Source organism: Porticoccaceae bacterium LTM1 (assembly GCA_030252795.1).
In the GTDB taxonomy this organism is placed as follows: Bacteria; Pseudomonadota; Gammaproteobacteria; order Pseudomonadales; family Porticoccaceae; genus SCSIO-12696.
The window spans coordinates 1,294,291-1,318,761 of record CP127080.1; the positions used below are offsets into that span (position 1 = coordinate 1,294,291).

21 protein-coding genes and 2 tRNA genes are annotated in these 24,471 nt (G+C 50.1%); 21 read left to right on the plus strand and 2 right to left on the minus strand.

Going from position 1 to position 24,471, the window contains the following annotated elements:
• The first annotated feature begins 17 nt into the window (after positions 1-17).
• The 4 genes from uvrB to QP938_05600 all read left to right on the plus strand — a co-directional run bounded on the left by uvrB (position 18) and on the right by QP938_05600 (position 5,604).
• Positions 18-2,033, plus strand: a complete 2,016-nt coding sequence (gene uvrB / locus QP938_05585; GenBank protein ID WIO75378.1) for an excinuclease ABC subunit UvrB — start codon at positions 18-20, stop codon at positions 2,031-2,033.
• Positions 2,034-2,348: 315 nt separating this feature from the next.
• Complete coding sequence (locus QP938_05590) at positions 2,349-3,881, plus strand: hypothetical protein (GenBank protein WIO75379.1); 1,533 nt, start codon at positions 2,349-2,351, stop codon at positions 3,879-3,881.
• A 64-nt stretch (positions 3,882-3,945) separates the two neighbouring features.
• Entirely contained in the window at positions 3,946-5,469 is a 1,524-nt protein-coding gene (locus QP938_05595) for a hypothetical protein (protein WIO75380.1), read from the plus strand.
• A gap of 58 nt (positions 5,470-5,527) precedes the next feature.
• Positions 5,528-5,604, plus strand: a tRNA-Val gene (locus tag QP938_05600).
• 46 nt (positions 5,605-5,650) lie between these two features.
• On the opposite strand, the gene QP938_05605 is transcribed toward QP938_05600, so the two are convergent.
• Positions 5,651-6,847, minus strand: a complete 1,197-nt coding sequence (locus QP938_05605; protein WIO75381.1) for a tyrosine-type recombinase/integrase — start codon at positions 6,845-6,847, stop codon at positions 5,651-5,653.
• 246 nt (positions 6,848-7,093) lie between these two features.
• Between QP938_05605 and QP938_05610 the strand changes: the two genes are divergently transcribed.
• The 12 genes from QP938_05610 (at position 7,094) to QP938_05665 (ending at position 17,846) form a co-directional block, all read left to right on the plus strand.
• The gene (locus QP938_05610; GenBank protein ID WIO75382.1) at positions 7,094-7,363 is read left to right on the plus strand and encodes a helix-turn-helix transcriptional regulator; all 270 of its coding nucleotides are present in this window, start codon (positions 7,094-7,096) and stop codon (positions 7,361-7,363) included.
• A gap of 165 nt (positions 7,364-7,528) precedes the next feature.
• Positions 7,529-7,708 carry a DUF1778 domain-containing protein gene (locus QP938_05615; protein WIO75383.1) on the plus strand — a complete coding sequence of 60 codons (180 nt, stop codon included), beginning with the start codon at positions 7,529-7,531 and terminating at the stop codon, positions 7,706-7,708.
• Positions 7,709-8,008: 300 nt separating this feature from the next.
• A complete protein-coding gene (locus tag QP938_05620) occupies positions 8,009-9,367 on the plus strand; it encodes an MBL fold metallo-hydrolase (protein WIO75384.1) in 1,359 nt (452 codons plus the stop codon).
• A gap of 178 nt (positions 9,368-9,545) precedes the next feature.
• Positions 9,546-11,480, plus strand: a complete 1,935-nt coding sequence (thrS, locus tag QP938_05625) for a threonine--tRNA ligase (protein WIO75385.1) — start codon at positions 9,546-9,548, stop codon at positions 11,478-11,480.
• A 102-nt stretch (positions 11,481-11,582) separates the two neighbouring features.
• Entirely contained in the window at positions 11,583-12,050 is a 468-nt protein-coding gene (gene infC, locus QP938_05630; protein WIO75625.1) for a translation initiation factor IF-3, read from the plus strand.
• Positions 12,051-12,386: 336 nt separating this feature from the next.
• Positions 12,387-12,578: a 50S ribosomal protein L35 gene (gene rpmI / locus QP938_05635; protein ID WIO75386.1), complete on the plus strand. Its 192-nt coding sequence runs from the start codon at positions 12,387-12,389 to the stop codon at positions 12,576-12,578.
• Positions 12,579-12,617: 39 nt separating this feature from the next.
• Positions 12,618-12,974, plus strand: a complete 357-nt coding sequence (gene rplT / locus QP938_05640) for a 50S ribosomal protein L20 (protein WIO75387.1) — start codon at positions 12,618-12,620, stop codon at positions 12,972-12,974.
• 406 nt (positions 12,975-13,380) lie between these two features.
• Positions 13,381-14,394 carry a phenylalanine--tRNA ligase subunit alpha gene (pheS, locus tag QP938_05645; GenBank protein ID WIO75388.1) on the plus strand — a complete coding sequence of 338 codons (1,014 nt, stop codon included), beginning with the start codon at positions 13,381-13,383 and terminating at the stop codon, positions 14,392-14,394.
• 216 nt (positions 14,395-14,610) lie between these two features.
• Positions 14,611-17,004, plus strand: coding sequence for a phenylalanine--tRNA ligase subunit beta (gene pheT / locus QP938_05650; GenBank protein WIO75389.1), 2,394 nt, complete (start codon positions 14,611-14,613; stop codon positions 17,002-17,004).
• 51 nt (positions 17,005-17,055) lie between these two features.
• Positions 17,056-17,370: an integration host factor subunit alpha gene (gene ihfA, locus QP938_05655; protein WIO75390.1), complete on the plus strand. Its 315-nt coding sequence runs from the start codon at positions 17,056-17,058 to the stop codon at positions 17,368-17,370.
• Complete coding sequence (locus QP938_05660; protein WIO75391.1) at positions 17,351-17,707, plus strand: MerR family transcriptional regulator; 357 nt, start codon at positions 17,351-17,353, stop codon at positions 17,705-17,707. Before ihfA ends, QP938_05660 begins: the two co-directional genes overlap by 20 nt.
• Positions 17,708-17,769: 62 nt before the next feature.
• Positions 17,770-17,846 (plus strand) — tRNA-Pro (locus QP938_05665).
• Positions 17,847-18,159: 313 nt separating this feature from the next.
• On the opposite strand, the gene QP938_05670 is transcribed toward QP938_05665, so the two are convergent.
• On the minus strand, positions 18,160-18,588 hold the full coding sequence (locus QP938_05670) for a hypothetical protein (GenBank protein ID WIO75392.1): 429 nt from the start codon (positions 18,586-18,588) through the stop codon (positions 18,160-18,162).
• Between the two features lie 767 nt (positions 18,589-19,355).
• On the opposite strand from QP938_05670, the gene QP938_05675 reads away from it, so the two are divergent.
• The 5 genes from QP938_05675 to QP938_05695 all read left to right on the plus strand — a co-directional run bounded on the left by QP938_05675 (position 19,356) and on the right by QP938_05695 (position 24,441).
• Complete coding sequence (locus QP938_05675; GenBank protein ID WIO75393.1) at positions 19,356-20,165, plus strand: hypothetical protein; 810 nt, start codon at positions 19,356-19,358, stop codon at positions 20,163-20,165.
• Between the two features lie 68 nt (positions 20,166-20,233).
• Positions 20,234-20,599, plus strand: coding sequence for a response regulator (locus QP938_05680; protein WIO75394.1), 366 nt, complete (start codon positions 20,234-20,236; stop codon positions 20,597-20,599).
• Positions 20,600-20,610: 11 nt separating this feature from the next.
• Positions 20,611-20,919 (plus strand): STAS domain-containing protein, encoded by a 309-nt coding sequence (locus QP938_05685; protein WIO75395.1) that lies wholly within the window; start codon positions 20,611-20,613, stop codon positions 20,917-20,919.
• 42 nt (positions 20,920-20,961) lie between these two features.
• On the plus strand, positions 20,962-22,209 hold the full coding sequence (locus QP938_05690; GenBank protein ID WIO75396.1) for an Hpt domain-containing protein: 1,248 nt from the start codon (positions 20,962-20,964) through the stop codon (positions 22,207-22,209).
• A 21-nt stretch (positions 22,210-22,230) separates the two neighbouring features.
• The gene (locus QP938_05695; GenBank protein ID WIO75397.1) at positions 22,231-24,441 is read left to right on the plus strand and encodes a chemotaxis protein CheA; all 2,211 of its coding nucleotides are present in this window, start codon (positions 22,231-22,233) and stop codon (positions 24,439-24,441) included.
• The last annotated feature ends 30 nt before the right edge of the window (positions 24,442-24,471 follow it).

Consider the following 24,471-nt stretch of genomic DNA (forward strand, 5'->3'; position numbering starts at 1 on the left):
GTTTTATGGGTAGGGGTATGGAAAAGCCGTTTAAGGTAGTTAGCAAATACGCGCCTGCGGGGGATCAGCCAGCGGCTATTGATGCGTTGGTGGAGGGTATTGAAGCCGGATTGGCCAGTCAAACGCTATTGGGTGTGACCGGTTCTGGGAAAACGTTCTCAATTGCCAATGTTGTTGGGCGGGTACAGCGGCCAACTATTGTGCTTGCTCATAACAAGACTCTGGCAGCTCAGCTCTACGGGGAGTTTAAGGAGTTCTTTCCGGAAAACGCGGTTGAGTACTTTGTTTCCTATTACGACTATTACCAGCCTGAGGCTTATGTGCCTTCCTCGGATACCTTTATCGAGAAAGATGCATCAGTAAACCAGCATATTGAGCAAATGCGCCTGTCAGCCACCAAGGCCTTGCTGGAGCGCCGCGATGTGATTGTGGTGGCAACGGTTTCTTCTATTTACGGTTTGGGAGACCCGAAGTCCTATCATCAGATGGTGATTCACCTGGTTAGAGGGGAGCGTATTGATCAGCGAACCTTGCTCCGGCGCCTGGCTGAGCTTCAATACGCCCGCAATGATATGGATTTTCGTCGTGCCACTTATCGGGTCAGGGGGGATGTGATTGATATTCACCCGGCTGATTCTGAGTATGAAGCACTCCGTGTAGAGCTGTTTGATGATGAAATTGAACAGTTATCGGTGTTTGACCCGCTGACTGGTGAGGTGCTTCGTAAGGTACCTCGATTCACAGTCTATCCCAAAACGCACTATGTAACCCCTCGCCAGACCATTCTTGAGGCAATTGAGCAAATAAAAGAGGAGCTTCGGGAGCGGTTAGAGCAGCTTAACTCGTCCAGCAAGCTGGTAGAGGCTCAACGGCTGGGGGAGAGGACGCGATACGACCTGGAGATGATGCAGGAGCTGGGTTACTGCACGGGTATTGAAAATTACTCCCGCTATTTGTCTGGCGCTAAGCCTGGCGAACCGCCACCTTGTCTGTTCGATTATTTGCCGAACGACTCTTTGCTGGTGATTGATGAGTCCCATGTGACGATTCCCCAGTTGGGCGCAATGTACAAAGGGGATAGGTCCCGCAAGGAGACTCTTGTTGAATTTGGTTTCCGCTTGCCGTCGGCACTGGATAACCGTCCGTTGCGATTTGATGAGTGGGAGCGATTGGCGCCTCAGGCGATTTTTGTGTCCGCGACTCCCGGTAAGTATGAGGCTGCGAATGCCGGGCGGATAGTGGAGCAGGTGGTTAGGCCTACTGGGTTGATTGATCCGGAGCTGGAGGTACGGCCAGCACTTACCCAAGTAGATGATGTGTTGTCGGAGATCCATCTGCGTGTTCAGGCTGAGGAGCGCGTGTTAATCACGGTTCTGACCAAACGCATGGCTGAGGATTTGACCGAATACTTAGCCGAACATGGGGTAAGGGTGCGTTACTTGCACTCGGATATTGATACCGTGGAGCGAGTGGAGATTATTCGGGATCTTCGAATTGGCGAATTTGATGTGTTGGTGGGGATCAATCTGCTTCGAGAGGGGCTCGATATGCCAGAGGTCTCTCTGGTGGCCATTTTTGATGCCGATAAAGAAGGCTTCCTGCGATCGGAGCAATCCCTTATCCAGACAATTGGCCGTGCAGCTCGAAATGTTAATGGTAAGGCAATTCTCTATGCTGACCGGGTCACCGGCTCCATGCAGCGCGCCATGGATGAGACTGAAAGGCGCAGGGCCAAGCAGGTTGAACACAATTTGGAGCATGGCATTACGCCGCAGGGCGTGAAAAAGGCGGTGGCAGATATTCTGGAAGGTGCGGTAACACCGGGTGTGCCAGGCATGGGGCGAAGCAGGGCGCGTAAAGTGGCTGAATCTGCAGCTGAATACGATGTCGCTAAATTGGTAGCCGACCCGAAAAAGTTGGCAGCCAAGATTGAGCAGCTCGAGAAGAAAATGCATCAGTGTGCCAAAGATCTGGAGTTTGAGGAGGCGGCGAGAGTTAGGGATGAGATTGAGCGGTTGAGGAAGCCAGCCTGAGACGTAGGGTGCGCCGTGCGCACCGAGAAGCGATATATGCCGTGCCCAGCGGTGCGCACGGCACACCCTACAAAATCTGCCATTGCCCACCGTCTTTGCGAGCCGCGAAGTGGTGAAGCAATCTAGTGGCTTATGTGTAAAGGAGAAGTCGCTAGATCGCCACGCTACCGCATGCGATGACGAATCTGTGATCGAAACTTTACCCGCGTACCAAATCCCATTGCATCGGTAGCATTCCGTAACAATGCCTTGCTACAATCCGCCTCTTAGCCGCTATCGGCATGCTTTGTACTTGAGAACTCGGAAATCATAAAGATGAATCAAATGGAAGATCGCCAGGTAATTCAGTCCTATCAGCAGAACGACGAAATTGATCTTAAATCCCTGTTAAGGAATATGTGGGCAGTTCGCGGCCCTGTAATTTTGGCGGTGATTATCGTCACCTTGGGGTACTGGGGTTTTTGGGCTGCTAATCAGTTACTTGCTCCATCGCCATCAACTTACAGTCGGGTGATTCAGTTTACCTTCGAAGGGGCTGAAAAAGGGGAATATCCTAATGAAACCCCATTTCGTATTGCAGATGTAGTGTCTCCAGCGGTGCTGGCTCAGGTTTACGAGATAAATCAACTCTCAGAGCTTGGGATATCCCAGGCAAATTTTGTACAGAGCTTCAATATTCAGCCATACGCGCCAGACTACAACATTATTGTTGCTAAATACGAATCTGCCATGAGCAGAAAAAATATCACTGGCGAAGAAATCAATGCCCTTCAGGCAAATATGAAATCAGAGTTGGAGCAGGCACAGGGTCGTTCCGCGCTGATCTCATTCAAGCCCATTAAAAAGATTCGTCTGAATGAAAATGTAATTGATAAGGTGCTTCTTGATGTGCCGCGCCTTTGGGCTGAAAAGGCGATCAATAGTGACGGTGTTACCAATTTGGATGTCACTATCTATTCAAGCAAAATGTTTGACGATCAACGCTTTGAATCACTTGATTACATGATCGCTATGGATCTGGTTCAGGATAACGTCCGGTTGATTAAAAGTAATATCGAGAAATTACTCGAGCGTCCAAATGGCGCCGTTGTAAAAGATGACCAATCCAGTTTTGGCTTGCCGGATCTTGAAAAAGCCATTGACGATGTTGTGACTTACGATCTGCAGCAGTTGATAACTCCCATTCAGGATTTGGGGGTTACCAAGAATGCTGAAATCGTAAAGCTTTACTATCAAGGTGAAATGCGAAAAGTAGAGCAGGAGCGCCAGTTTGAGTTGGATCAGGCTGAATTGATTCGTGAAACGCTTAGTCAGTATGGGCAGAATTTGGCTGGTGATAGGTCTGCGGGTGGCTCTGGGGCAGTAGCCGGTTCCCCGCAGTTGGGAGATGAGTTCTTGGATCGAGTGATTGATCTGACCCAGAAGGGGGCTGACATGGAGTACCGTCAAAGTCTTACGGATAAAATTTTAGAGCATAGGCAGAATGCAGCAGAGCTTAAGTATAAGCTGGAGCAGATGCAGGTGGTTTTGAATGCAGTGTCCAGTAAACAGGAAAAAAGTGAGTCAGAAGAGCGATATATTGAACTGCTTGAAAAAAGCTTTCCGGCCATACTGGGCAAGCTTAGAGATTATGTTGACATCACTAATCGTATTTACTTGAAGTTGGGTAAAGAGAACTACGGTTACAGTGGAATGTTATACAAGGTCGGTGGCTCTGATGAGCTTAAAATAAAAGGTGCCGCTGTATCCAAGCGGGAAATCTTGATATTTGTATTGCTAATGTTTGTTGCTTTCTTTGGAACATTGGTTACTGCAATGATGATTCGGTGGCTGAAAAGAGCTGATTGATCTTTCATTGATTGATAATTTTTAATCGGCCCCGTTGGGGCCGATTTGGTTTGTGGTGAAATGTATGAAAAAGGAACTACCCCCCTTAAATTGGACTTTTGATCAAAAGCTAAGAGGGTTGTTGGCATTAATCAATATTGCCCTTACTGTTCTGGCTGTTTGGGTTAGCCCGGTTATTAACGATGATGGCGCTTTGTATCTTGCTCAGGCCAAGGCTTTTTCAGAAGGTGGATTTGAGGCGGCGTGGAAGGTTTATAACTGGCCGTTTTATTCATTTTTGATTTACATCGTGCATGCCGTTACCTGGTTTGGCTGGGAGTGGTCTGCGTATGTGGTCAATATGCTCTGTTATGCCCTGCTGTTTGATTGTCTGTACAGGTTGTTTCGGTTAGTTGCGCCTGACACCTCTCTAGGTATTTGGTTTGCTATTTTATTGCTGTGTTTTACGCCGTTGAACGACTACCGGGATATGATTGTTCGGGATGCGGGGTATTGGGCTTTTTTAGTGGCGGCTATTTATTATTTTTGCCGATACATTGCTCAGCCGAATGCAAAGCGCTTGCTGGGCTGGCATGGATGTGCGCTGATTGCGGTGTTGTTTCGTGTTGAGGGGGTGCTTGTTTATATATTCCTGCCGTTTTTAGCCTTATTGCTGCCGGAATACCGCAGAAGGGTGATTGGCAATGTAATTTCACTTAAGCTGCTGCCGTTATTGTTGCTGGTTGCTTCTGTGGTGGCTGTAATGGTTTTTGATTATCAGGCCAGAGATTTTAAAAAATTTAGTCAGTTGTTCAATTCTGCTACAGGATTTATTAATGGTGTTGCAGGCCATGTTGAGGGCTTGACGGAGCATGTGTTACCGAAGTTTTCCAGGGATCTTGCGCCATTTATTTACCTCGGTGCGATGGCTTTTTATCTGGTTGCCGTTATTGTGCAGGGGGTAAGTTACGCTTGGTCATTATTGTTTGTGTGGATGTTCTGTCGTGGTAAAGCAAATTCGGTAGTTGAGGGACGGCTTATGGTTACACGGATTGTATTGTGTGCCGCGATCATCTCTATGTTAACGCTGTATTGTTTTGCCTTATACCGGTCGTTTACGACGGTTAGATATATGATGCCGGTAATATTGTTGCTGTTTTTTGTAGCATCTTTTGGTTTGGTAAGGCTTGCTCTTAACGCTGGAAATGGCAAGTGGTGGGCGCGAGCTGGTTTGTATTTGTTATTGTTTTATGGATTTGCCGACCCTTATGTATCATCAAATATTTCGAAAGAGGCTTGGCCAGAAGTTGGTGATCAAATATCTAATGTTATTAACTCTGAAATGACACTTTCGAATGATCAATTGCTAAGTCACTATGCTGAGTCTAAGGGTGTGGTTTGGTCTTCAAGTTATTTCACCCAAGATGCTGATTGGTTTAAATGGTTTTCTGGGTGGCTCGTAAAAAAAGGTTTTAAATATCTTATGCTGAAGGAAGGTGGTGGTGTTACAGAGGAGGCGTTAATGGCTAAAGTGCCATTCAAGTTGGTGGAAACCTTTGAGCTGAATAAGAGGGAGAAGGTCCTCCTCTTCAAGGTCGAGGCAAAGTAACTATTGCATTTTACTTCTCTTATGCTAAATTACGCGCCCTCTCCCAGAGAGACACTCTAGACGCGTAGCTCAGTTGGTTAGAGCACCACCTTGACATGGTGGGGGTCGTTGGTTCGAATCCGATCGCGTCTACCATCTTCTGAAAGGCCCGCCAATTGGCGGGCCTTTTGCTTTTTTGGCTTCAAGGCTCCTGTTCTAATGCGAGCCCTGCGCTCACTCTTACTGGCTCAGGGGTGGTGTCTGACTCCAGATATGCCGCCAGCATTGCTTCGCTGGAGTGGCCTGTTAGTGCCTGAATGTACTCAGTTGAATAGCCGGCCTCGGCGTAGAGTCTTGCGCCGAGCGATCTGATCTCATGGAAGCCCGGGCGTTCCTCAGGTGGAAGATGGCTGTAGGCGCCGCTTCTGTCCCGGTATTTTCTGAACTCTTTGCTTAAAAAGTCATCCGTCATGGAAAACGGGTGGAGTTTGGCCCTGCGAGTCTGTTGAGTTAGGCGTCGGGGTTGATAGTGAAGTAGGTAAGGGCAGCGGATTCCTGTGTTAAGGCAGGTCTGCACGGCGCCGAACAGCTCGCGACCCATTTCAATTTCCAGATATACGGGATTTTGGTAAGTGCGGGTTTTGCGCTGCAGGATGCGAATGGTGGATTTTGACCAATCCTTGTTATCGATATGGATCTGGTCGGCAGTGTGGATTCGGGTAATGTCACCACGGCGCTGTAGGGTGCGTAGAGCAATATCCATGGCGCGTTTTAGGTGGTCAGGCGTGTCGCTGTGATTGTAGATGGTGTTAAACCCTTCTTTGGTGTGCCGCTTGCGCTTCTTGCGGCGCTGGGTGTCGGACTTGGCCATTGTCATAGCTACAGGGTTGGTGTCGATATAGCCCTGGTGGCCAGCGAAGCTGAAAAGATCCAGTAATAACTTACGGTTTTTGACATATGAGGAAATGCTCAGGCCGTTCAGAAACCGGGCTATCTGCAGGGTGGTGAAAGACCGGATGGCTTGATCGCCCCATTCACGTTTAAAGCGATTGAGTTTGTAGTGAATCTCTTCGATGCTGCGAGAGCTGTAACTTTTGGCTGTCAGGAATAATGCTTCGAACTCTCTGATGACCGTGGTCAGGTCTGGATTTAGGTGTGATGCTGAGGTGTTGTCTTGTTCAAGGATGACCTCTTTAAGTATTTGTGCGGTGTGCTGGCTGGAGTTGAAATACAGGTTGAGTAACCTGGATATCTGTATCGCCTGGCTCTGGTTTCTCCCCAAAGACTTTGTCTCGCCGTTCGGAAGAAGATAGCAGTATTCGCAAACGCGCTTTCCATCTCCATCTGGTTTGCGGTTTGCTTTCAGGTTTTCGGGCAGATTGGTATTTTTGAGGGGCATTCGTCCTCCTTCCTTGGGGTTGTTCGCCAGTCCTTTGGCGGTTTGCTGTTTCAATCCTAAAGTCTTTTCTTTGATCATGCATTAGTGGTGTCTTGGCTTCTTGAGGAGGAGCGCTATGTTGTATTTAAAAAGTGGCCATTAAAGTGGTTGTATTTTTTGTTGATTGCTGATTTGTGGGTCACTATAGTGATCCGGGAACATGTGTTTGTCATCATGCCTAATAGAGAAAGGTTCTGAACTGATAAGATGAAGCGGCCGGAAAATACTACCGAGTTAAAGGAGCAGCTAAAAGCAGACATTGAAGCTGGTAACCTTACTTTAGGTGAGGCAATTAAACGGATGCGTAGAATTGTTGGTATGAACCAAAAGGATTATGCCTCCAAAGTAATTGGCATATCACCCCGAATTCTTATGGATATTGAACGGGGGCGAGGCAACCCAACTATTGAAACACTAAATAAAATTGGTCGTCCGTTTGGTTTTGAAGTTGGCTTTGTTCCCAAAAAGCTTCATTGAATAGTCTTCGGGGTTAGTAAGTGCATTACCTGTGCCTGTAAGTAAGATTTTCATGTGTGCCGGTATGGCATACAGTTTTCGTGTTGCGATCTGTGTGATCGGAAGGTGGCTCAGGCTGCAACAGTCAGAGGCAGACTGAAATCATTTAATTGTGAGGTAAGAGTGATGACCCTAGCAGCACCAAAAGAAGCACGCCTTGTTGCGCGTGTATCTCAGGATGTGCGGGAGTTGATTAAGAGCGCTGCGGAGATATCTGGTGCTACCTTGTCTCAATTTATTGTTGATGCAGTAACTGCAAAAGCGACAATGGTAATTGAGCAGGCGAGAACAATCAGGTTGACTTGATGGTGCCAATCGAGTTTTTGATGCACTGGATAACCCGCCGGCACCCAATAAGGAACTTGTGGCGGCAGCCAGAAAAATGAAAGAACAAGGTGGATTTCATTATGCCAATGGAGCTGGCTCGACTGAATAAAAAGGCTCATGATCGAAAGATGTTTGATTGCGCCCCCTCCCGGAGTTAAGAGGCTTTAGATAAAACTGTCTCCCGCAATCTGAATCATTGTTATATTTTGGGGCAGGCTTGATCTTCAGTAGATGCAAGTGCAGTAGTGTGTATGAATTTTAACAGCAAGGAAGCTATCAGTGGTCAAATTCCGTCATCATGGCGCAGTAACTGGCGTCACCGGCTCGTGTCACGAGCTGGTTCTTGATTCTCAGAGCAGTGTTCTTATCGATTGTGGCCTATTTCAGGGGGCAGAGTCGGCGGGGCGTGAGCTTGGTGAGAAGCAAATCGATTTTCCTCTCGATACCTTAAAGGCACTGTTTGTAACTCATTGCCACATTGATCATATTGGCCGCATTCCCTGGTTGTTGGCGGCAGGTTTTACCGGGCCGGTTTTTGCCTCGGAGGCAACGGTTCAGTTGCTGCCTTTGGTAATTGAGGATGCCCTGAAGGTTGGAGTTACCCGCAACGACAAGCTGATTAAGGCTGTCTTGTCTCGACTGAAGCGGCAGTTGGTTCCGGTTCCATATGGCGAGTGGGGGCAGTGTGAGGTGGTGCCGGGGTTGCGGTATCGCTTTAATCGGGCGGGGCATATTCTGGGGTCGGCGTATATCGAATTTGAATGGGAGCGGGAGCGTATTGTGTTCTCCGGTGATCTCGGGCCTCCCTATACGCCGTTACTGCCTTCTCCAAAGTCGCCCTGGCGAGCGGATTATCTGGTGATTGAGAGCACTTATGGAGATCGCTTGCATGAACAGCGCCGGGAGCGGCGGCGTAATCTTGAGCGGGTGGTTCGTCGCTGCCTGAAGGATGCGGGTACGGTATTGATTCCGGCGTTCAGTATTGGTCGAACCCAAGAGCTGTTGTATGAGCTGGAGGATATTCTGGGTGATGCAACCGATGATTTGGCTCAGCTCGATATCATTGTGGATTCGCCGTTGGCGGCAAAGTTTACCAGGCACTACAGGCGTCTGAGTCAATTGTGGGATGAGGAGGCAAGAAGGCGTCTTTCGCAGGGGCGTCATCCTTTGTCGTTTGATCAGCTGATCACAATAGATACCCACAGTCAGCACCAGAAGCTGGTGAATCACCTGGCGCACTCCGGTCGGCCAGCGGTAGTTATTGCGGCCAGTGGCATGTGTGCTGGTGGTCGAATCGTCAATTACCTGAAGGCGCTGTTGCCTGACTCCAGAACCGATGTGTTGTTTGTTGGGTATCAGGCGGTAGGGACGCCGGGTCGCGACATTCAGAAATACGGCCCATCGGGCGGCTATGTGGAGCTTGATGGTGAGCGAATTGATATTCGTGCCGGAGTGCATACCCTCAGTGGCTATTCCGCTCATGCGGACCAGAAGGATCTGGTGAATTTTGTGAAGCGCATTCGCCGCAAGCCGAAGCAGGTGAGGGTGGTTCACGGGAGTGATGAGGCTAAACAGGAGTTGGCGAGGTTGTTGGTGCCGGTATTGGAGGGTGGGGAGGTTGTGATTCCCGCCGCGTAGGGTGCGCTGTGCGCACTGCAAGTTTGTTTGCCAGGGGGGGAATGGTGCGCATTGCGCACCCTGCAAAATCCACCCTGTAACCTCATCCATCGCTAAGGTATACTCACCGGCTCATTTAAACCCGATTAAATAAACCATGTGACCCTTGGTATGGGCCACCACTGGAAAGGACAGTTCAATGCCTGTAATTACTCTTCCTGACGGTAGTCAACGCACTTTTGAAAGCCCGGTTTCCATCTACGACGTAGCCGCTGATATTGGCCCTGGTTTGGCCAAGGCGACGCTGGGTGGCCGTGTAAATGGTGAGCGCCGCGATGCTCACGACCTGATTACCGAAGACGCCGACCTGGTGATTTTTACTGCTAAAGATGAGGATGGCCTGGAGATTATTCGCCACTCCTGTGCGCACTTGATTGGCCATGCGGTCAAACAGCTTTGGCCTGAAGCCAAGATGGCTATCGGCCCGACCATTGAAAACGGCTTTTACTACGATATCGATCTGGATCACCGTCTGACTGACGAGGATATCGTCAAGCTTGAAGCTCGCATGCTGGAGCTGGCCAAAACTGATTACGACGTGATCAAGAAGAAGGTTAGCTGGAAAGAAGCTCGAGATACCTTTGAGGCTCGTGGTGAGCCTTACAAGATGGAAATCCTGGATCGCGATATCCCTGAGGATGCGCAGCCGGGTCTGTACCATCATGAAGAATACATCGACATGTGTCGCGGCCCTCACGTGCCGAACATGCGTTTCTGCCACCATTTTAAGCTGATGCGCGTATCCGGTGCCTATTGGCGCGGTGACTCCAACAACAAGCAGTTGCAGCGTATTTACGGTACTGCCTGGGCGGACAAGAAGCAGCTCAAGCAGCACCTTAACTTCCTGGCAGAAGCCGAGAAGCGCGACCACCGCAAGATCGCCAAGAAACTGGACCTGTTGCACCTTCAGGAAGAGGCGCCGGGGCAGATCTTCTGGCACCCGCGCGGCTGGAGCATTTACAAAACCATCGAACAGTACATGCGCGACAAGCAGAATCGCCATGGCTACAAAGAGATCAAAACGCCTCAGTTGGTGGATTTCAGCTTGTGGGAGCGTTCCGGTCACGCTTCCAAGTTCGGTGATGACATGTTCTCCCTGCAGTCGGAAGAGAAGCAATTTGCTATCAAGCCGATGAACTGCCCCTGTCACGTTCAAGTGTTCAATCAGGGGCTGCGCAGTCACCGCGACCTGCCATTGCGACTGGCGGAGTTCGGCTCCTGTCACCGCAACGAACCGTCCGGTTCGCTGCACGGCATTATGCGTGTTCGCGGTTTTGTGCAGGATGATGCTCACATCTTCTGTACCGAAGAGCAGATTCAGAGTGAAGTTTCGGCCTTTACCGACTTCCTGCATGAGGTCTACGCTGACTTTGGCTTTACCGACATCATCTATCGTCTGTCGACTCGCCCGGAACAGCGTGTGGGTACTGATGCGGACTGGGATAAGGCCGAGAAGGCGCTGGCTGAAGCGCTGGATGCCAAAGGTCTGGAGTGGCAGGAGCTGCCGGGTGAGGGGGCTTTCTACGGGCCCAAGATCGAGTTCTCCCTGAAAGACTGTCTGGGCCGTGTATGGCAGTTGGGCACCATTCAGGTGGACTTCTCCATGCCGGGTCGCCTGGATGCCCAGTATGTGGCGGATGACGATACTCGTAAGGTGCCGGTAATGCTGCACCGCGCGATTCTGGGTTCGTTCGAGCGCTTTATCGGTATTCTGATCGAGCACTACGAAGGGGCGTTCCCTGTATGGCTTGCGCCTGAGCAGGCGGTAGTAATGAATATTACCGATAATCAGGCCGATTACGTGCTTGAAGTGACTGAAAAGCTGCAAAATCAAGGTTTTAGGGTCATTAATGACTTGAGAAACGAAAAGATCGGCTTTAAAATCCGCGAGCACACAATTCAGCGCATTCCGTATTTGCTCGTAGTGGGCGATAAGGAAGCCGAAAGCCAGACCGTGGCCGTCCGTACCCGTAGTGGGGAAGATCTGGGCAGCATTCCACTGGATGCCTTTGCCGAGATGCTTTGCAAGGACAATGAGAGCCGCGGTCGCCTGCGTTCTGAAGGCGCTGAGTAAAATTAATTAGCGGAGAAAGAAGCTATTAAGAAAGATTACAAAAAGGGGCAGCAGAAGCGAGCCCGCCTGAACGACGAGATTACTGGCCTGAGTGAAGTACGCCTGGTTGGCGTAGACGGCGAACAGATTGGTATCGTTTCGATGGACGAAGCCATGTCAGCCGCGCAAGAAGCGAAGCTGGATCTGGTTGAAATTTCTGCTGACGCCAAGCCGCCAGTCTGTAAAATCATGGACTACGGCAAACATGTGTTTGAACTGAAGAAGCAGCTGGCTGCACAGCGCAAGAAGCAGAAGCAAACTCAGGTTAAAGAGATGAAATTCCGTCCGGGTACGGACGAAGGGGACTACCAGATCAAACTGCGTAGTCTGAAACGTTTCCTGGAAGGTGGGGATAAGGCCAAGGTGACTCTGCGTTACCGCGGTCGTGAAATGGCCCACCAGGAACTCGGGATCGAGATGCTGAAGCGCATCGAAAAAGATCTCGAAGAATTGGGGCAAGTAGAGCAGTTCCCGAAAATGGAAGGCCGTCAGCTGACCATGGTGCTCGCCCCGCGTAGCAAGAAGAAGTAACCATTTATCGTCGTTCCCGTGAAGACGGGAACCCACCATCGAAAGATGGATTCCCGTTTTCGCGGGAATGCAGGAAAGGCCCAGGCCTTGACGATAAGATGGCTGTATCGCCCTCAGCCTATTGGCTGGCTGACCGAACAGGCTTCTTCATTTATTAACTGGACACACCTCAGAAACTGAAATTCGTTATCGAGGCAGCCAGTGCAAGGCAAAAGTGCGCGAAAATTGGGAGTTTATTGAAATAAATGACCGATTTGAGCCCACTTTTAACGCAGCAATGGCAACGCAGATAGGATTTCAATTGGGGAATAAGTGTCACATTGTGGAGTAGATACAATGCCAAAAGCCAAAGTACATAGCGGTGCTGCCAAGCGTTTCAAGAAAACTGCTTCTGGCTACAAGCACAAGCACGCTAACAAGAGCCACATCTTGACCAAAATGAGCACCAAGCGTAAGCGTCAGCTGCGCGGCACCGATCTGATGAACGCTGCCGACAAGCCGCTGGTAGATCGTATGCTGCGCGTTTAAGCGCACCGGTAACCATTTTAAGTTTAAGAGGATAGAGTAATGGCTCGAGTTAAACGTGGTGTGGTTGCGCGTCGCAGTCACAAGAAAATTCTGAAGCAGGCCAAGGGTTACTACGGTGCCCGTAGTCGTGTATTGCGTGTTGCCAAGCAAGCAGTAACCAAAGCTGGTCAATATGCATACCGCGACCGTCGTGTTAAGAAGCGTACTTTCCGTCAGTTGTGGATTACGCGTATTAACGCTCAGGCTCGCAACGAAGGTATCACCTATAGCCAGTTCATCAACGGCCTGAAAAAGGCTGGTGTGATTCTGGACCGTCGCGTTCTGGCCGACCTGGCTGTTCACGACAAGGCTGGTTTTGCGGCAGTAGTTGAAAAAGCGAAAGCCGCCCTTGCCTGATCAATCTCGTTAGAGGTTGAAACACTTGCCGACAATGTCGAACAGGTGTAACAAAAGAAGTACCAGAATAGGGAAAGGGCTTGCGCTCTTTCCCTATTTTTTTTGCATAGTGTCATCCTGAGCGCAGCGAAGGATCTCGGTGTTACCAAGAGGAAAGAGATCCTTCGCTGCGCTCAGGATGACAGTATGTTTAGAGTGAAACTGCTGCGTATTTGAGGCTTGAGGTTAGCGATTCCCGAAAGATTGCTAACCTGAAGTTTTAATGCAAACCGTGTCATTCTGAGCAGGGCGCAGGATTCCAGTGTAATAACAACATTAGATCCTTCGCTGCGCTCAGGATGACAATAAAAGTATTTGTAGGGTGCAAAGCGCGCACCCAAAGTACCAACGCGACTTAGGAAGGCACGTGGAAAATCTCGACATTCTGGCCGCAGAGGCCAAACAAGCAGTAAATGCGGCCGCCGATGCAGCTGCACTCGACGAGATCCGGGTTGAGTACCTGGGTAAAAAAGGCCAGCTGACCGGCCTGCTGAAAAGCCTCGGCAAACTCTCCCCTGAAGAGCGCCCGCAAGCCGGTGCCCGCATTAATGTGGTTAAGCAGGAAGTTCAGGAGCTGATCAATGTTCGCAAGGCAGCCTTTGATAAAGCTGCAATCGACGCCCAGCTGGCCAGCGAAACTGTTGACGTTACTCTGCCAGGCCGTGGCCACAAACCGGGTGGCCTGCATCCGGTTACCAAAACCATGGAGCGTATTGAAGCCTTCTTTACCAAGGTGGGATACGACATCGCCGAAGGTCCGGAAATCGAAGATGACTACCACAACTTCGAGGCGCTCAATATTCCGTCGCACCACCCGGCGCGTGCTATGCACGACACTTTCTACGTTAATGAGCATACCGTACTGCGTACTCACACTTCCCCGGTGCAGATTCGCACCATGGAAGGAAAGGAGCCGCCGATTCGCGTAGTGTGCCCGGGTCGTGTATACCGCTGCGATTCCGACCTGACCCACACCCCGATGTTCCACCAAGTGGAAGGCCTTGTGGTAGACAAGAACATCAGCTTTGCCGACCTGAAAGGCACAGTTGACCAGTTCCTGAAAGCGTTTTTTGAGGCGGATCTGCCGGTGCGTTTCCGTCCTTCCTACTTTCCGTTCACCGAGCCGTCCGCGGAAGTGGATATCCAGTGCACCAACTGTAAAGGCGCTGGCTGCCGTGTTTGCAGCCACACCGGTTGGCTGGAAGTAATGGGTTGCGGCATGGTTCACCCCAACGTATTTAAACACTGCGACATCGACCCGGAGCAGTACAGCGGCTTTGCCTTTGGTATGGGGGTAGAGCGCCTGGCCATGCTGCGCTACGGCGTAAATGACCTGCGACTGTTCTTTGAGAATGATTTGAATTTCCTGAAGCAGTTTTGATTGACAGGTCGCACGTCGCACGTCTGACGTCGCACGCGGTGTGGCAGTTGGTAAAGCTAGGCGAAATAAAACGAGAGCGTTCTGGCTATTGAATTACATAGTTGAGATAGGTGGTTTTAGCGTGCGACGTGCGACGTGCGACGTCAGACGTGCGACCACTTTCAAAAAAGTAGAGAGCTTTGAGCCTGCAAATTAGGCCAAACAAAGGATGAAATAATGAAATTCAGCGAATCCTGGTTGCGCGAGTGGGCGAACCCGCAGATTACAACTGATGAACTGGTGGCCCAGGTCACTATGGCTGGCCTGGAAGTGGATGGTGTTGAGCCTGCTGCTGCGGAATTTAGCGGCGTTGTTGTTGGTGAAATTGTTGCGATTGAGCAGCACCCTGATGCAGACAAGCTGCGTGTTTGTCAGGTGACTGGCAACGGCGACGAAACTGTACAGGTGGTTTGTGGCGCGCCTAATGCGCGTCAGGGCTTGAAGGTGGCGTTTGCCACTGTCGGTGCCAAATTGCCGGGTGACTTCAAAATCAAGAAAGCCAAACTGCGCGGCGTTGAATCCAACGGCATGCTCTGCTCGGAAGATGAGCTGGGTGTTTCCGAGGCGGCTGATGGCATCTGGGAATTGCCGCTGGATGCTCCAGTTGGTACCGATATTCGTGAGTACCTGAAGCTGGACGACCAGCTGATCGAAATCGACCTGACTCCCAACCGTGGTGACTGCCTGAGTGTTCGTGGTGTGGCCCGTGAAGTGGGGGTACTGAACCAGGTTGACGTTAACGAAGTAAGTATTGAGCCGGTTGCTCCGCAAATCGACGATGTATTTTCGGTTGAGCTGCTCGCTCCCGAAGGTTGCCCGAATTACATTGGCCGGGTTATTCGCAATGTGGATACCACTCGCCCGACACCTTTCTGGATGCAGGAAAAATTGCGTCGCAGCGGTTTGCGCCCAATTGATCCGGTAGTGGATGTTACCAACTTCGTTCTGCTGGAACTGGGTCAGCCAATGCACGCCTTTGATCTCAGCAAGCTGGATGGCGGCATTCGCGTTCGCATGGCGGAAGAGGGTGAAGAGCTGAAGTTGCTGGATGGTTCCGAAGTGAAACTCAACTCCGACACTCTGGTAATTGCCGACCACAGCAAGGCGGTTGCCATGGGCGGAATTATGGGTGGTGACGACTCGGCAGTAGCGGAAGGCAGTAAGGATATTTTCCTGGAGTGCGCCTACTTCAACCCGCTGGTTATCGCAGGACGTGCCCGTAATTACGGTATGCACACCGATGCGTCACATCGCTACGAGCGCGGTGTTGATCCGCAGCTTCAGGAGATGGCAGTAGAGCGTGCCACTCAGCTGCTTATCGATATTGTTGGTGGTCAGCCTGGGCCGTTGGCGCGCAGCTGCTCCGAAGAGCACATGCCAAAGCCGGCTCAGGTTGAGCTGCGCAAAGCTCGTCTGGAGCAGCAGTTGGGCCTGACACTCGCCGATGATGTAGTAGTTGAGATGTTGACTCGCCTCGGTCTTGAGCTGGTATCCAGCAGTGACGACAGCTGGACATTCAAGGCGCCAAGCTGGCGTTTTGATATTGCTATTGAAGCTGACCTGGTTGAAGAGATCGCCCGAGTCTATGGCTATAACCGCTTGCCAACTACCACGTTGGAAGCGCCGCTGCCGATTCTTCCCAAGCTGGAAGCCAAAGTTGGATTGCCGGCTTTGCGTGAGCAATTGATTGGTCGTGGCTATGAAGAAGCGATTACCTACAGTTTCGTTGATCCTGCCATGCAGGAATTGATTGAGCCAAATGCGCCGACTGTCGCATTGGCAAATCCGATTTCAGCCGATATGGGCGTAATGCGTCGCAGTTTGTGGTGCGGTCTGCTGGGAGCGTTAAAGCGCAACCTGAATCGTCAACAACCCCGTGTTCGCCTGTTTGAGTCTGGCCTGCGTTTTCTGCCGACAGCCCAGAACTCACTGGATGGCCTCAAGCAACAGCCGGTAATTTCCGGTCTGATCTGCGGTCGTCGTCTGGAAGAAAACTGGACCCACGATAAGCAAGGCGTCGATTTTTACGATCTGAAAGGCGATGTGGAAGCGCTGTTGTCACTGACTGGTGATGCAGAGTCGTTCGAATTTGCCCGTTGCGAGAATCCGGCTTTGCACCCGGGGCAGAGTGCAGCAATTTTGCGCAATGGCCAGCAAGTTGGTGTGTTAGGTAAGTTGCATCCTTCTGTTCAAAAGCAGGCGGATGTCGGTCCAGACGTATATCTGTTTGAGATTGAGCTGGATGCTGTTTCTGAAGCGCGCCTGCCTGCCTTCCATGAGTTAAGTAAATTCCCTGAAGTGCGACGCGATATTGCCCTGGTTGTAGATGCCGATGTGGCCGTTGGTGACTTGAGTAAAACCGCTCAGCAGGTTGCGGGCGACACTCTGGTTGACTTAAAGGTGTTTGACGTCTATCAAGGCAAAGGTATTGAAAACAATAGAAAAAGTGTTGCACTGGGCTTGATCTTTAGGGATTTATCCCGCACCCTTAACGAGCAGGAAGTCAACGAAGCGGTTGAACAAGTTCTAAAAGCGCTTCAACAACAATATGGTGCCACTCTCAGGGGCTGACTCTCCCGGGAGGGGAAAGCTTAGGTGGGAATGACTCCAGGTGGGTAAAATATGACGGCACTAACAAAAGCCGATCTTGCCGAAATGTTGTTTAACGATCTTGGCCTCAACAAACGTGAGGCCAAGGAAATTGTTGAGTTGTTCTTCGAAGAGATCAGAACCGCCCTCGAAAATAATGAACAGGTAAAACTGTCCGGATTTGGCAATTTCGATCTGCGTGACAAAAGTACCAGGCCAGGCCGCAACCCAAAAACGGGAGAAGAAATTCCGATTTCTGCTCGCCGGGTTGTAACCTTCAAGCCAGGGCAAAAGCTCAAGGCACGCGTCGAAAACAGGGTAGATGACTATGCTGGAACCGAGCAATAATAACGAGTTGCCTGCGATACCGGGAAAGCGCTATTTCACAATTGGTGAGGTCAGCGAGCTTTGCGAAGTGAAGCCGCATGTGTTGCGTTACTGGGAGCAGGAGTTTCCAAATCTCAGCCCCGCAAAGCGCCGCGGTAATCGCCGTTACTATCAGCGTCAGGATGTTTTGCTGATTCGCCAGATTCGCTCTCTGCTGTACGACCAGGGTTACACCATTGGTGGCGCCCGTCAGCGTCTTGGCGGTGGCGATGCCAAAGAGGAGGCCACCCAGGTTCGTCAGCTGATTGGCCAAACTGTTAAAGAGCTGGAAGACGTATTGGAAGTGCTTAACGCCTGACCAGACGGCGAAAATTCAGTTGCAAAGAGACGCCCAATCCGTATGATAGGCGCCTCTTCAAGCGGAGTGTAGCGCAGCCTGGTAGCGCACCACACTGGGGGTGTGGTGGTCGTCGGTTCAAATCCGGCCACTCCGACCAATTAAAAAGAAAGGGGCTTCTCGAAAGAGAAGCCCCTTTCTTTTTAACCGACCGAAGGTCGGACGTTGTTCTGTAGCGAGCGCCAAAGCGCGAGCGTATCCTTGGTTCACAAAATCGCCGGGAGCGATTTTGAGCGCCGTAGGCGACCCGAAGGGCGAGGGCCAGGACGGCCCGAGTAAATCCGGCCACATTCTTTCAGTTCTACCTCAGCTCTCGAAAGAGAAGCCCCTTTCTTTTTAACCGACCAATTTTTATCTTTCATACAAAACCGCTGCCCCTCCGACACCTCGCGATGACATGCAAGAATGTATGGTTAACGGTTGAGGTGCTCAAGAGCGGTTTCAACCTGCCGACGATAAGCATACTGCTCAAACCAGAGTGTTGGCATTCCGGAAAAGTCTCGGGTTGACGAATCTTTAAAGCGCCAGTGAATCCATCCATCCTGGCAAAACGTCTCCACATAGAAGTGAGAGCAATCTACGTCGCCACAGGTGCAGCCGAGCAGGATGATATGGCTTTTACCTGGTTCTGTACTCTTGCGCCAGCCATCTACTGAGTAATATTGCACATCCTCTGCCGGGAGATAGGTGTCATTGAAATGAGAGTAGCCGCTCGTGCTCTCAAAGTCGTGCACCATTGTCATTAGGGGAGTGTCGTTGATACTAATGTGCAGTATGGGTTTACCTAAGTTTCGTGACCCTGGTTCCATTTCGGTCTGCCACTGCAGGGATAGGTTATTCACGAAAATTCCTGTTACGTTGTTTAGTCTCGAATATGAAATTAATAGGTTATGCCTTATTCAGGTGCTGTCAATAAAAAAGGTTAAGTTCTCATCAAGGGCGTCAGTTTCTGCTTATTCTTTTGTATTGAGATTTGTAGCACTGTTAATCAAGACAAGAGGGTATAAAAATGGATAACCGGCAATGTGGTATGTATTTGCCGAGTGGCAATATTTGGCCGTCAAAATATTGGCTGTTTAGTCGATGTAGATTGAAAGCATCCTCTGGAGCTGAAGCGATTGCGGTCATGAAGTTGCTCACAGTATCTGTGGATAAATTCGTAGATAACCATCAGATAAATAGCTGTGAGCCTTTAATCGCAGGGGTTTCAGAGGATTGTTTGATTATTGCGCAAAGCAAAAAAATCTGTATGCTAATTAGTCATTCGAGCACGCCCCCAATCCTCAAATAACAGTTCCTTTCTCCTCTGTCTACACCGGCAGATATCGAAAAATCTTTAGTCTTATTTGTAAACACCGATTCAAAGTCGGTTCACAAAATTCCATTTCGTGATGAATTAATAATGTATATGTTTGGCGCTCGCGGGGTTCTGTCTGCCGATTGTTTCATGGGTTTTTAGCCTGCTGGATAAAGGATCCATCCATCCTGGTTTTTGCTGCCTTAGGGGAGGTGGTGTGGAAACAGGGAAAGGCAAGTGCCAAAAGTGGCATGAGAGCTGCATATCGCCAGTAGACAGTTTTATAAAAAAGACAACCAAGAAGAACAGCTTATGCACAATACAGTAGCATCCAGCGATTCCATATCAGATGCAGGAAATGGCGAGTTCAAGAAGGCGGCCCGATTATTGTCGGTCTTGCCGTTTTTTGTGCTGATTCCGTTTGCTGTATACGTCGCCGTTGGCACAAAGGCCGGTGCCGTTGAGTTTTCTCTGTTGGCCGTCAGTGTGGTTGCTGCCGCTCTGGTGGGGTGGCAGGTTTGCCGGATTTTTCATAGTAACTGCCAGGAGTTGGTCAGTTTGCGCGCGCAGGCACTGGATAATTGCGCCCAGCGTGATGCGGCTATCAATACCCTTGGCAACTTCTTTTCCGAGGTGCTGCCCATCTGGGCGCGCCAGATCAAAATGGCTCAGGAGCACGCCCGTGAAGAGGTGGAGATTCTGGCTGAGCACTTTGACACCATCGTGAATACGCTGGATGAGCATTGTGATAATCAAAATGCTCAAGGTTTTTCGATTGCTGCCGATACTGTGGTGGAGGAGCAGGGTTTGCCTGCTCTGAGTAAGGAACGACGCCAGGACATTCGCGATAGTCTGGATAAGATTTTGGTGTCGCTGCAGTTCCAGGATCGGGTTAACCAGATCCTGGAAGCGGTCGGGTTGAACCTGGAGCAGATTGCTGCACACATTGACCAGATTCTGGATACCGATTCGGAAGCGTCTTTGGAAGAGCTGTTGAGTTTGACCAGTTGGCTGGAGTTGATGCAGGAAAACTACACCATGGTCGAGCAAAAGCTGGTGCACAGGCAGGACCATGTAGCTGTAGTGCCCAGTGCCGACAGTAATGAAGTTGAATTCTTTTAATTGAATAAAGAACGGTTCCATCAGAACTTTCATTCAAGAATAAATCGCGATGACAACAAGGGTGTGATATGTCCAAAACAATTCTAATCGTCGATGACTCCATGCCACTGCGCAAAGTCGTTTCCATTTCGCTGAAAGGTGCCGGTTATGAGGTTATCGAAGCGGAACACGGTCAGGACGCGCTGGATAAGCTCAAATCAAGCAAGGTCAATTTGATCGTCAGTGATATCAACATGCCGGTGATGGATGGCATTCAGTTCGTTACTGAGCTGAAGAAAATCCCGGAGTACAAATTCACTCCGGTAATTATGTTGACCACTGAATCCGAAGTGGAAAAGAAAGAGCAGGCCAAAGCAGCAGGCGCACGTGCCTGGATGAACAAGCCGTTCAAACCGGATCAAATGCTCAACGCTGTTGAAAAACTGATGATGTAAGAGACCTTCCTATGCCGGTAGTACTGAGAAAACGTAAACGGGAACTGGCTATCGCCTTTACCGACGAGATCACCATCTACCAGGCAGAGGCGGTGGCCGCTGACTTGAAGGGAATTTTGGGTTCGCTTCAAAGTGGCGAAGAAAAAGCTGTGGTGGCGGATTTGAAGGCCGTCACCGATATCGACTCTTCCGGTGTGCAGCTGTTGCTGGCAATGGAGAAGTCGCTAGCTAATAAGCAACTGGCTCTTGCTCGAGTGGATCACTGCCAGCAGAGCCAGAGTCTGTTTGATCTCTACAAATTGTCGAGCAGTGATCAATAACAACAAGAAATGTCGAATTAAGCGATTTGAGAGGTTAGCTGCATGAACCTGGATTTGGGGCCAGCGATTGAAAGTTTTCTGGAAGAGGCGACCGATTTTGTCGCCCAGCTGGAAAGCGACATTATGGCGTTGGAGTCTGCCCCGCAAGACCAGGAGCTGATCAACTCAATATTTCGTGCCGCTCATACCATTAAAGGTTCTGGCGGCATGTTTGGTTTTGACGGTCTTGTGGCCTTTACTCATGTTTTTGAGTCTGTGTTGATGCGCATGCGCGACGGCCAACTCGTCGCTAATAAAGAGATGGCCGAGATTCTGCTTGCCGGTGTCGATCATATCGGTCAGGTACTGAGCTACATAGATCTTGATGGTGAGCATACCCCCGAGGATATTTGTGAAGCGGGTGAGCAGCTCGGAATGATGCTGGCCATGTATCTGGATGAGCCTGCTGGTTGCAGTGCAACACCAGAGCAGGATAAGTCGCAAGACCAGTCTGGGCAGAAGGGTTCAACACCAGCTGTTGCCACGCAAAGTGATTGCCCTAACTGGTTGTTGTCACTGCGATTTGGTGAAAATGTGCTTCGCGACGGCATGGATCCTTCTTCTTTCCTGCGCTATCTGCAGCGCCTTGGTGACATAGTCACCTTGAACACCCTGTCATCGTCACTACCAGCTCTGGAGGAGATGGATCCGGAGCAGAATTACCTCGGCTTTGAAATTCAGCTGCAAAGCGAATCTTCACGAGAAGAACTGCTCGATGTATTTGAGTTTGTTCAAGAGCAAAGCCTGATACTGTTGGTAGAACCCAAGGCATCGTTAAGTGATTACCGGAAACAACTGCACAAGCTGCCTGAGTCCGTAGAGCAAATTGTCGATCTGTGGTGTGAAAGCGGTGTCCTAACCCCAGAGCAGGCGCGTTGGTGCCAGTCTGATGCTGAGCTTCCTGCTGAATCAGGAAACGTCCAATCTCTCGGTATTGAATCCGGAATTGCCTTGGAGAAAACCGACACTGGTTTGTGCCTGGCGATTGCCGAGCCAATGAATATTTACAACGCAGAACAGCTGACCAACCAGTTAAACCAGACCCTGACAAGCTATCCGGAAGCCGTAGACGCGATTCAACTTGATTTAACTGGTGTTTCGGAGTTGGACACAACCGGTATGCAAATTCTGGTATCACTGGAAAAGACATTATCCGCTACAGGGCAGGGAATTACCGGTGTTCTGCACAGCGAAACATCCCGTGGGTTATTTGATCTCTATCGCATTCAACTGAATGCGGCGGCACAGTAAAAACAAGCAGAGATAAGTGATATGGATCTCGATTTAGCGCCAGCCATTGAAAGTTTTCTCGAAGAAGCTGCCGATTTTGTTGTTCAGCTGGAAAGCGACATTATGGCGCTGGAAGAGTCGCCGGATGATCAAGAGCTGATCAATTCGGCTTTTCGTGCAGCTCATACCATCAAAGGTTCCGGTGGTCTTTTTGGCTTCGATAAGCTGGTCAGTTTTACCCATGTGTTTGAATCAGTATTGATGCGGATGCGTGATGGATCACTGCAGCTCAATAAAGATATTTCGGAAGTGATGCTGGCGGGTGTCGACCACCTTGGCCAGATGCTCAAGCATATTGACCTCGAAGGCGAGCATATCCCTGAGGATATCAGCGAAGCCAGTGGTCAGTTGTGCATGATGCTCGAAATGTTTTTAGATGGCGGGCAGGCTCAGCAATCTGTTAGTAAAACTACAGCAGAAACTGCGCCGAATTCTGCCTCTGCAGATGAAAATGTTGCCACCAGCGCTAGTGATTATTGGCATCTTTCATTGCGTTTTGGTCCGGACGTCCTTCGCTGTGGAATGGATCCACAGTCGTTTTTGCGCTATTTGCAGCGCTTGGGCGAGATTGTATATCTGGAAACAATCACCGATTCAGTGCCAATGCTCGATACGCTCGATGCTGAAACCAGCTATTTCGGTTTTGAAATTGCCTTGAAAAGTGAGGCGACTCGCGAAGAAATTGCCGAAGTATTTGAGTTTGTTGAAGACCAGAGCATTATTCGAATTCTTCCGCCAAACTCTCAAATCACTGAATTCCTGGAAAACATGGAAATTTTGCCGGAATCCTCAGTTCGACTGGGAGATATTCTGGTGCAGTGTGGCGCCTTGACCGAGGCGGATTTGCAGTGGTGCCTGACCAAGCAAAACAGTGAAGCAGAAGACTATAGCGAAGCTCCGAAACTTGGCGAAGTAGCCGTTACCAACAAAATGGCTACTGAAAAAACAGTCGATGGTGCACTGAAAAAGCAAAGTGAAGTACGTCGAGCTCGCGCTGCAGAGAGTCAAACACTGCGTGTCGATTCCCGCAAGCTGGACCTGTTGATCAACCTGATTGGCGAGTTGGTTATCTCCGGTGCCACTACCCGAGTAAAAGCGGAGCGTACCGGCGATGAAGAGCTGCTGGAATCCCTGGATACCATGGCTCACCTGATTGAAGAGGTGCGCGATTCAACGCTGAATCTGCGAATGATGCCAATTGCACAAACCTTTTCACGTTTTGGGCGTGTAGTTCGCGATGTCAGCAAGCAGCTCGATAAAGATATTCAACTGGTCACTTCCGGTGAAGATACCGAAGTGGACAAAGGCGTTCTGGAAAAAATCGCCGACCCGCTGATGCACCTGATGCGCAATGCCATGGACCACGGCATTGAAATGCCGGATGAGCGTGAGGCCGCTGGCAAGCCACGCCAGGGAACGGTTCGACTGAGTGCTCATCACGAATCAGGCAACGTCATCATTCAAATTAAAGACGACGGAAAAGGGATTCACCGCGACCGCATCATTGCCAAGGCTATTGAGAATGGCCTGATCGAATCCGGTGAAGGCATGAGCGACAAAGAGGTCTACAACCTGATTTTTGAAGCAGGGTTCTCCACTGCCGCCCAGATCAGTGATCTCTCAGGGCGTGGTGTGGGCATGGATGTGGTGCGTCGCAATATCGAATCCCTGTCCGGTGAAGTGACAGTAGACAGTGAGCAGGGCAAAGGTTCCACGTTCACGATTCGTCTGCCGTTGACCCTCGCGATCATTGATGGTTTCCGTCTGGGTATCGATAACAGCATTTATTTGATCCCGCTGGATAACGTTACCGAATGTGTCGAAATTGACGCGAGCCGCCGCAAGGAAGAGCTGGATAAAGGCTTCCTGAATTTACGTGGCCAACTGCTGCCGGTATTGAAACTGCGTGAGATGTTCGGCGTTGAAAGCGAGCGTCCGGTGCGGGAAAACATTGTTGTTGTTGAGTTGTTCGGTCGCAAAGCCGGAATTGTTATCGACCGCCCGCTGGGGGAATTCCAGACCGTTATTAAACCATTGTCGCCAATCTTCCAGAAATTGTCCTGGGTAAGTGGTTCCACCATTCTGGGTACTGGCGAAGTGGCATTGATTCTGGATGTAGCTGGTTTGCTGGACAGGGCGACCCGCACTTTTGATGACAAACAGATTCGCAACCAGAACGTAATAAACAATTAATAAGCAGACCGACCACACTTGACTGTGAGT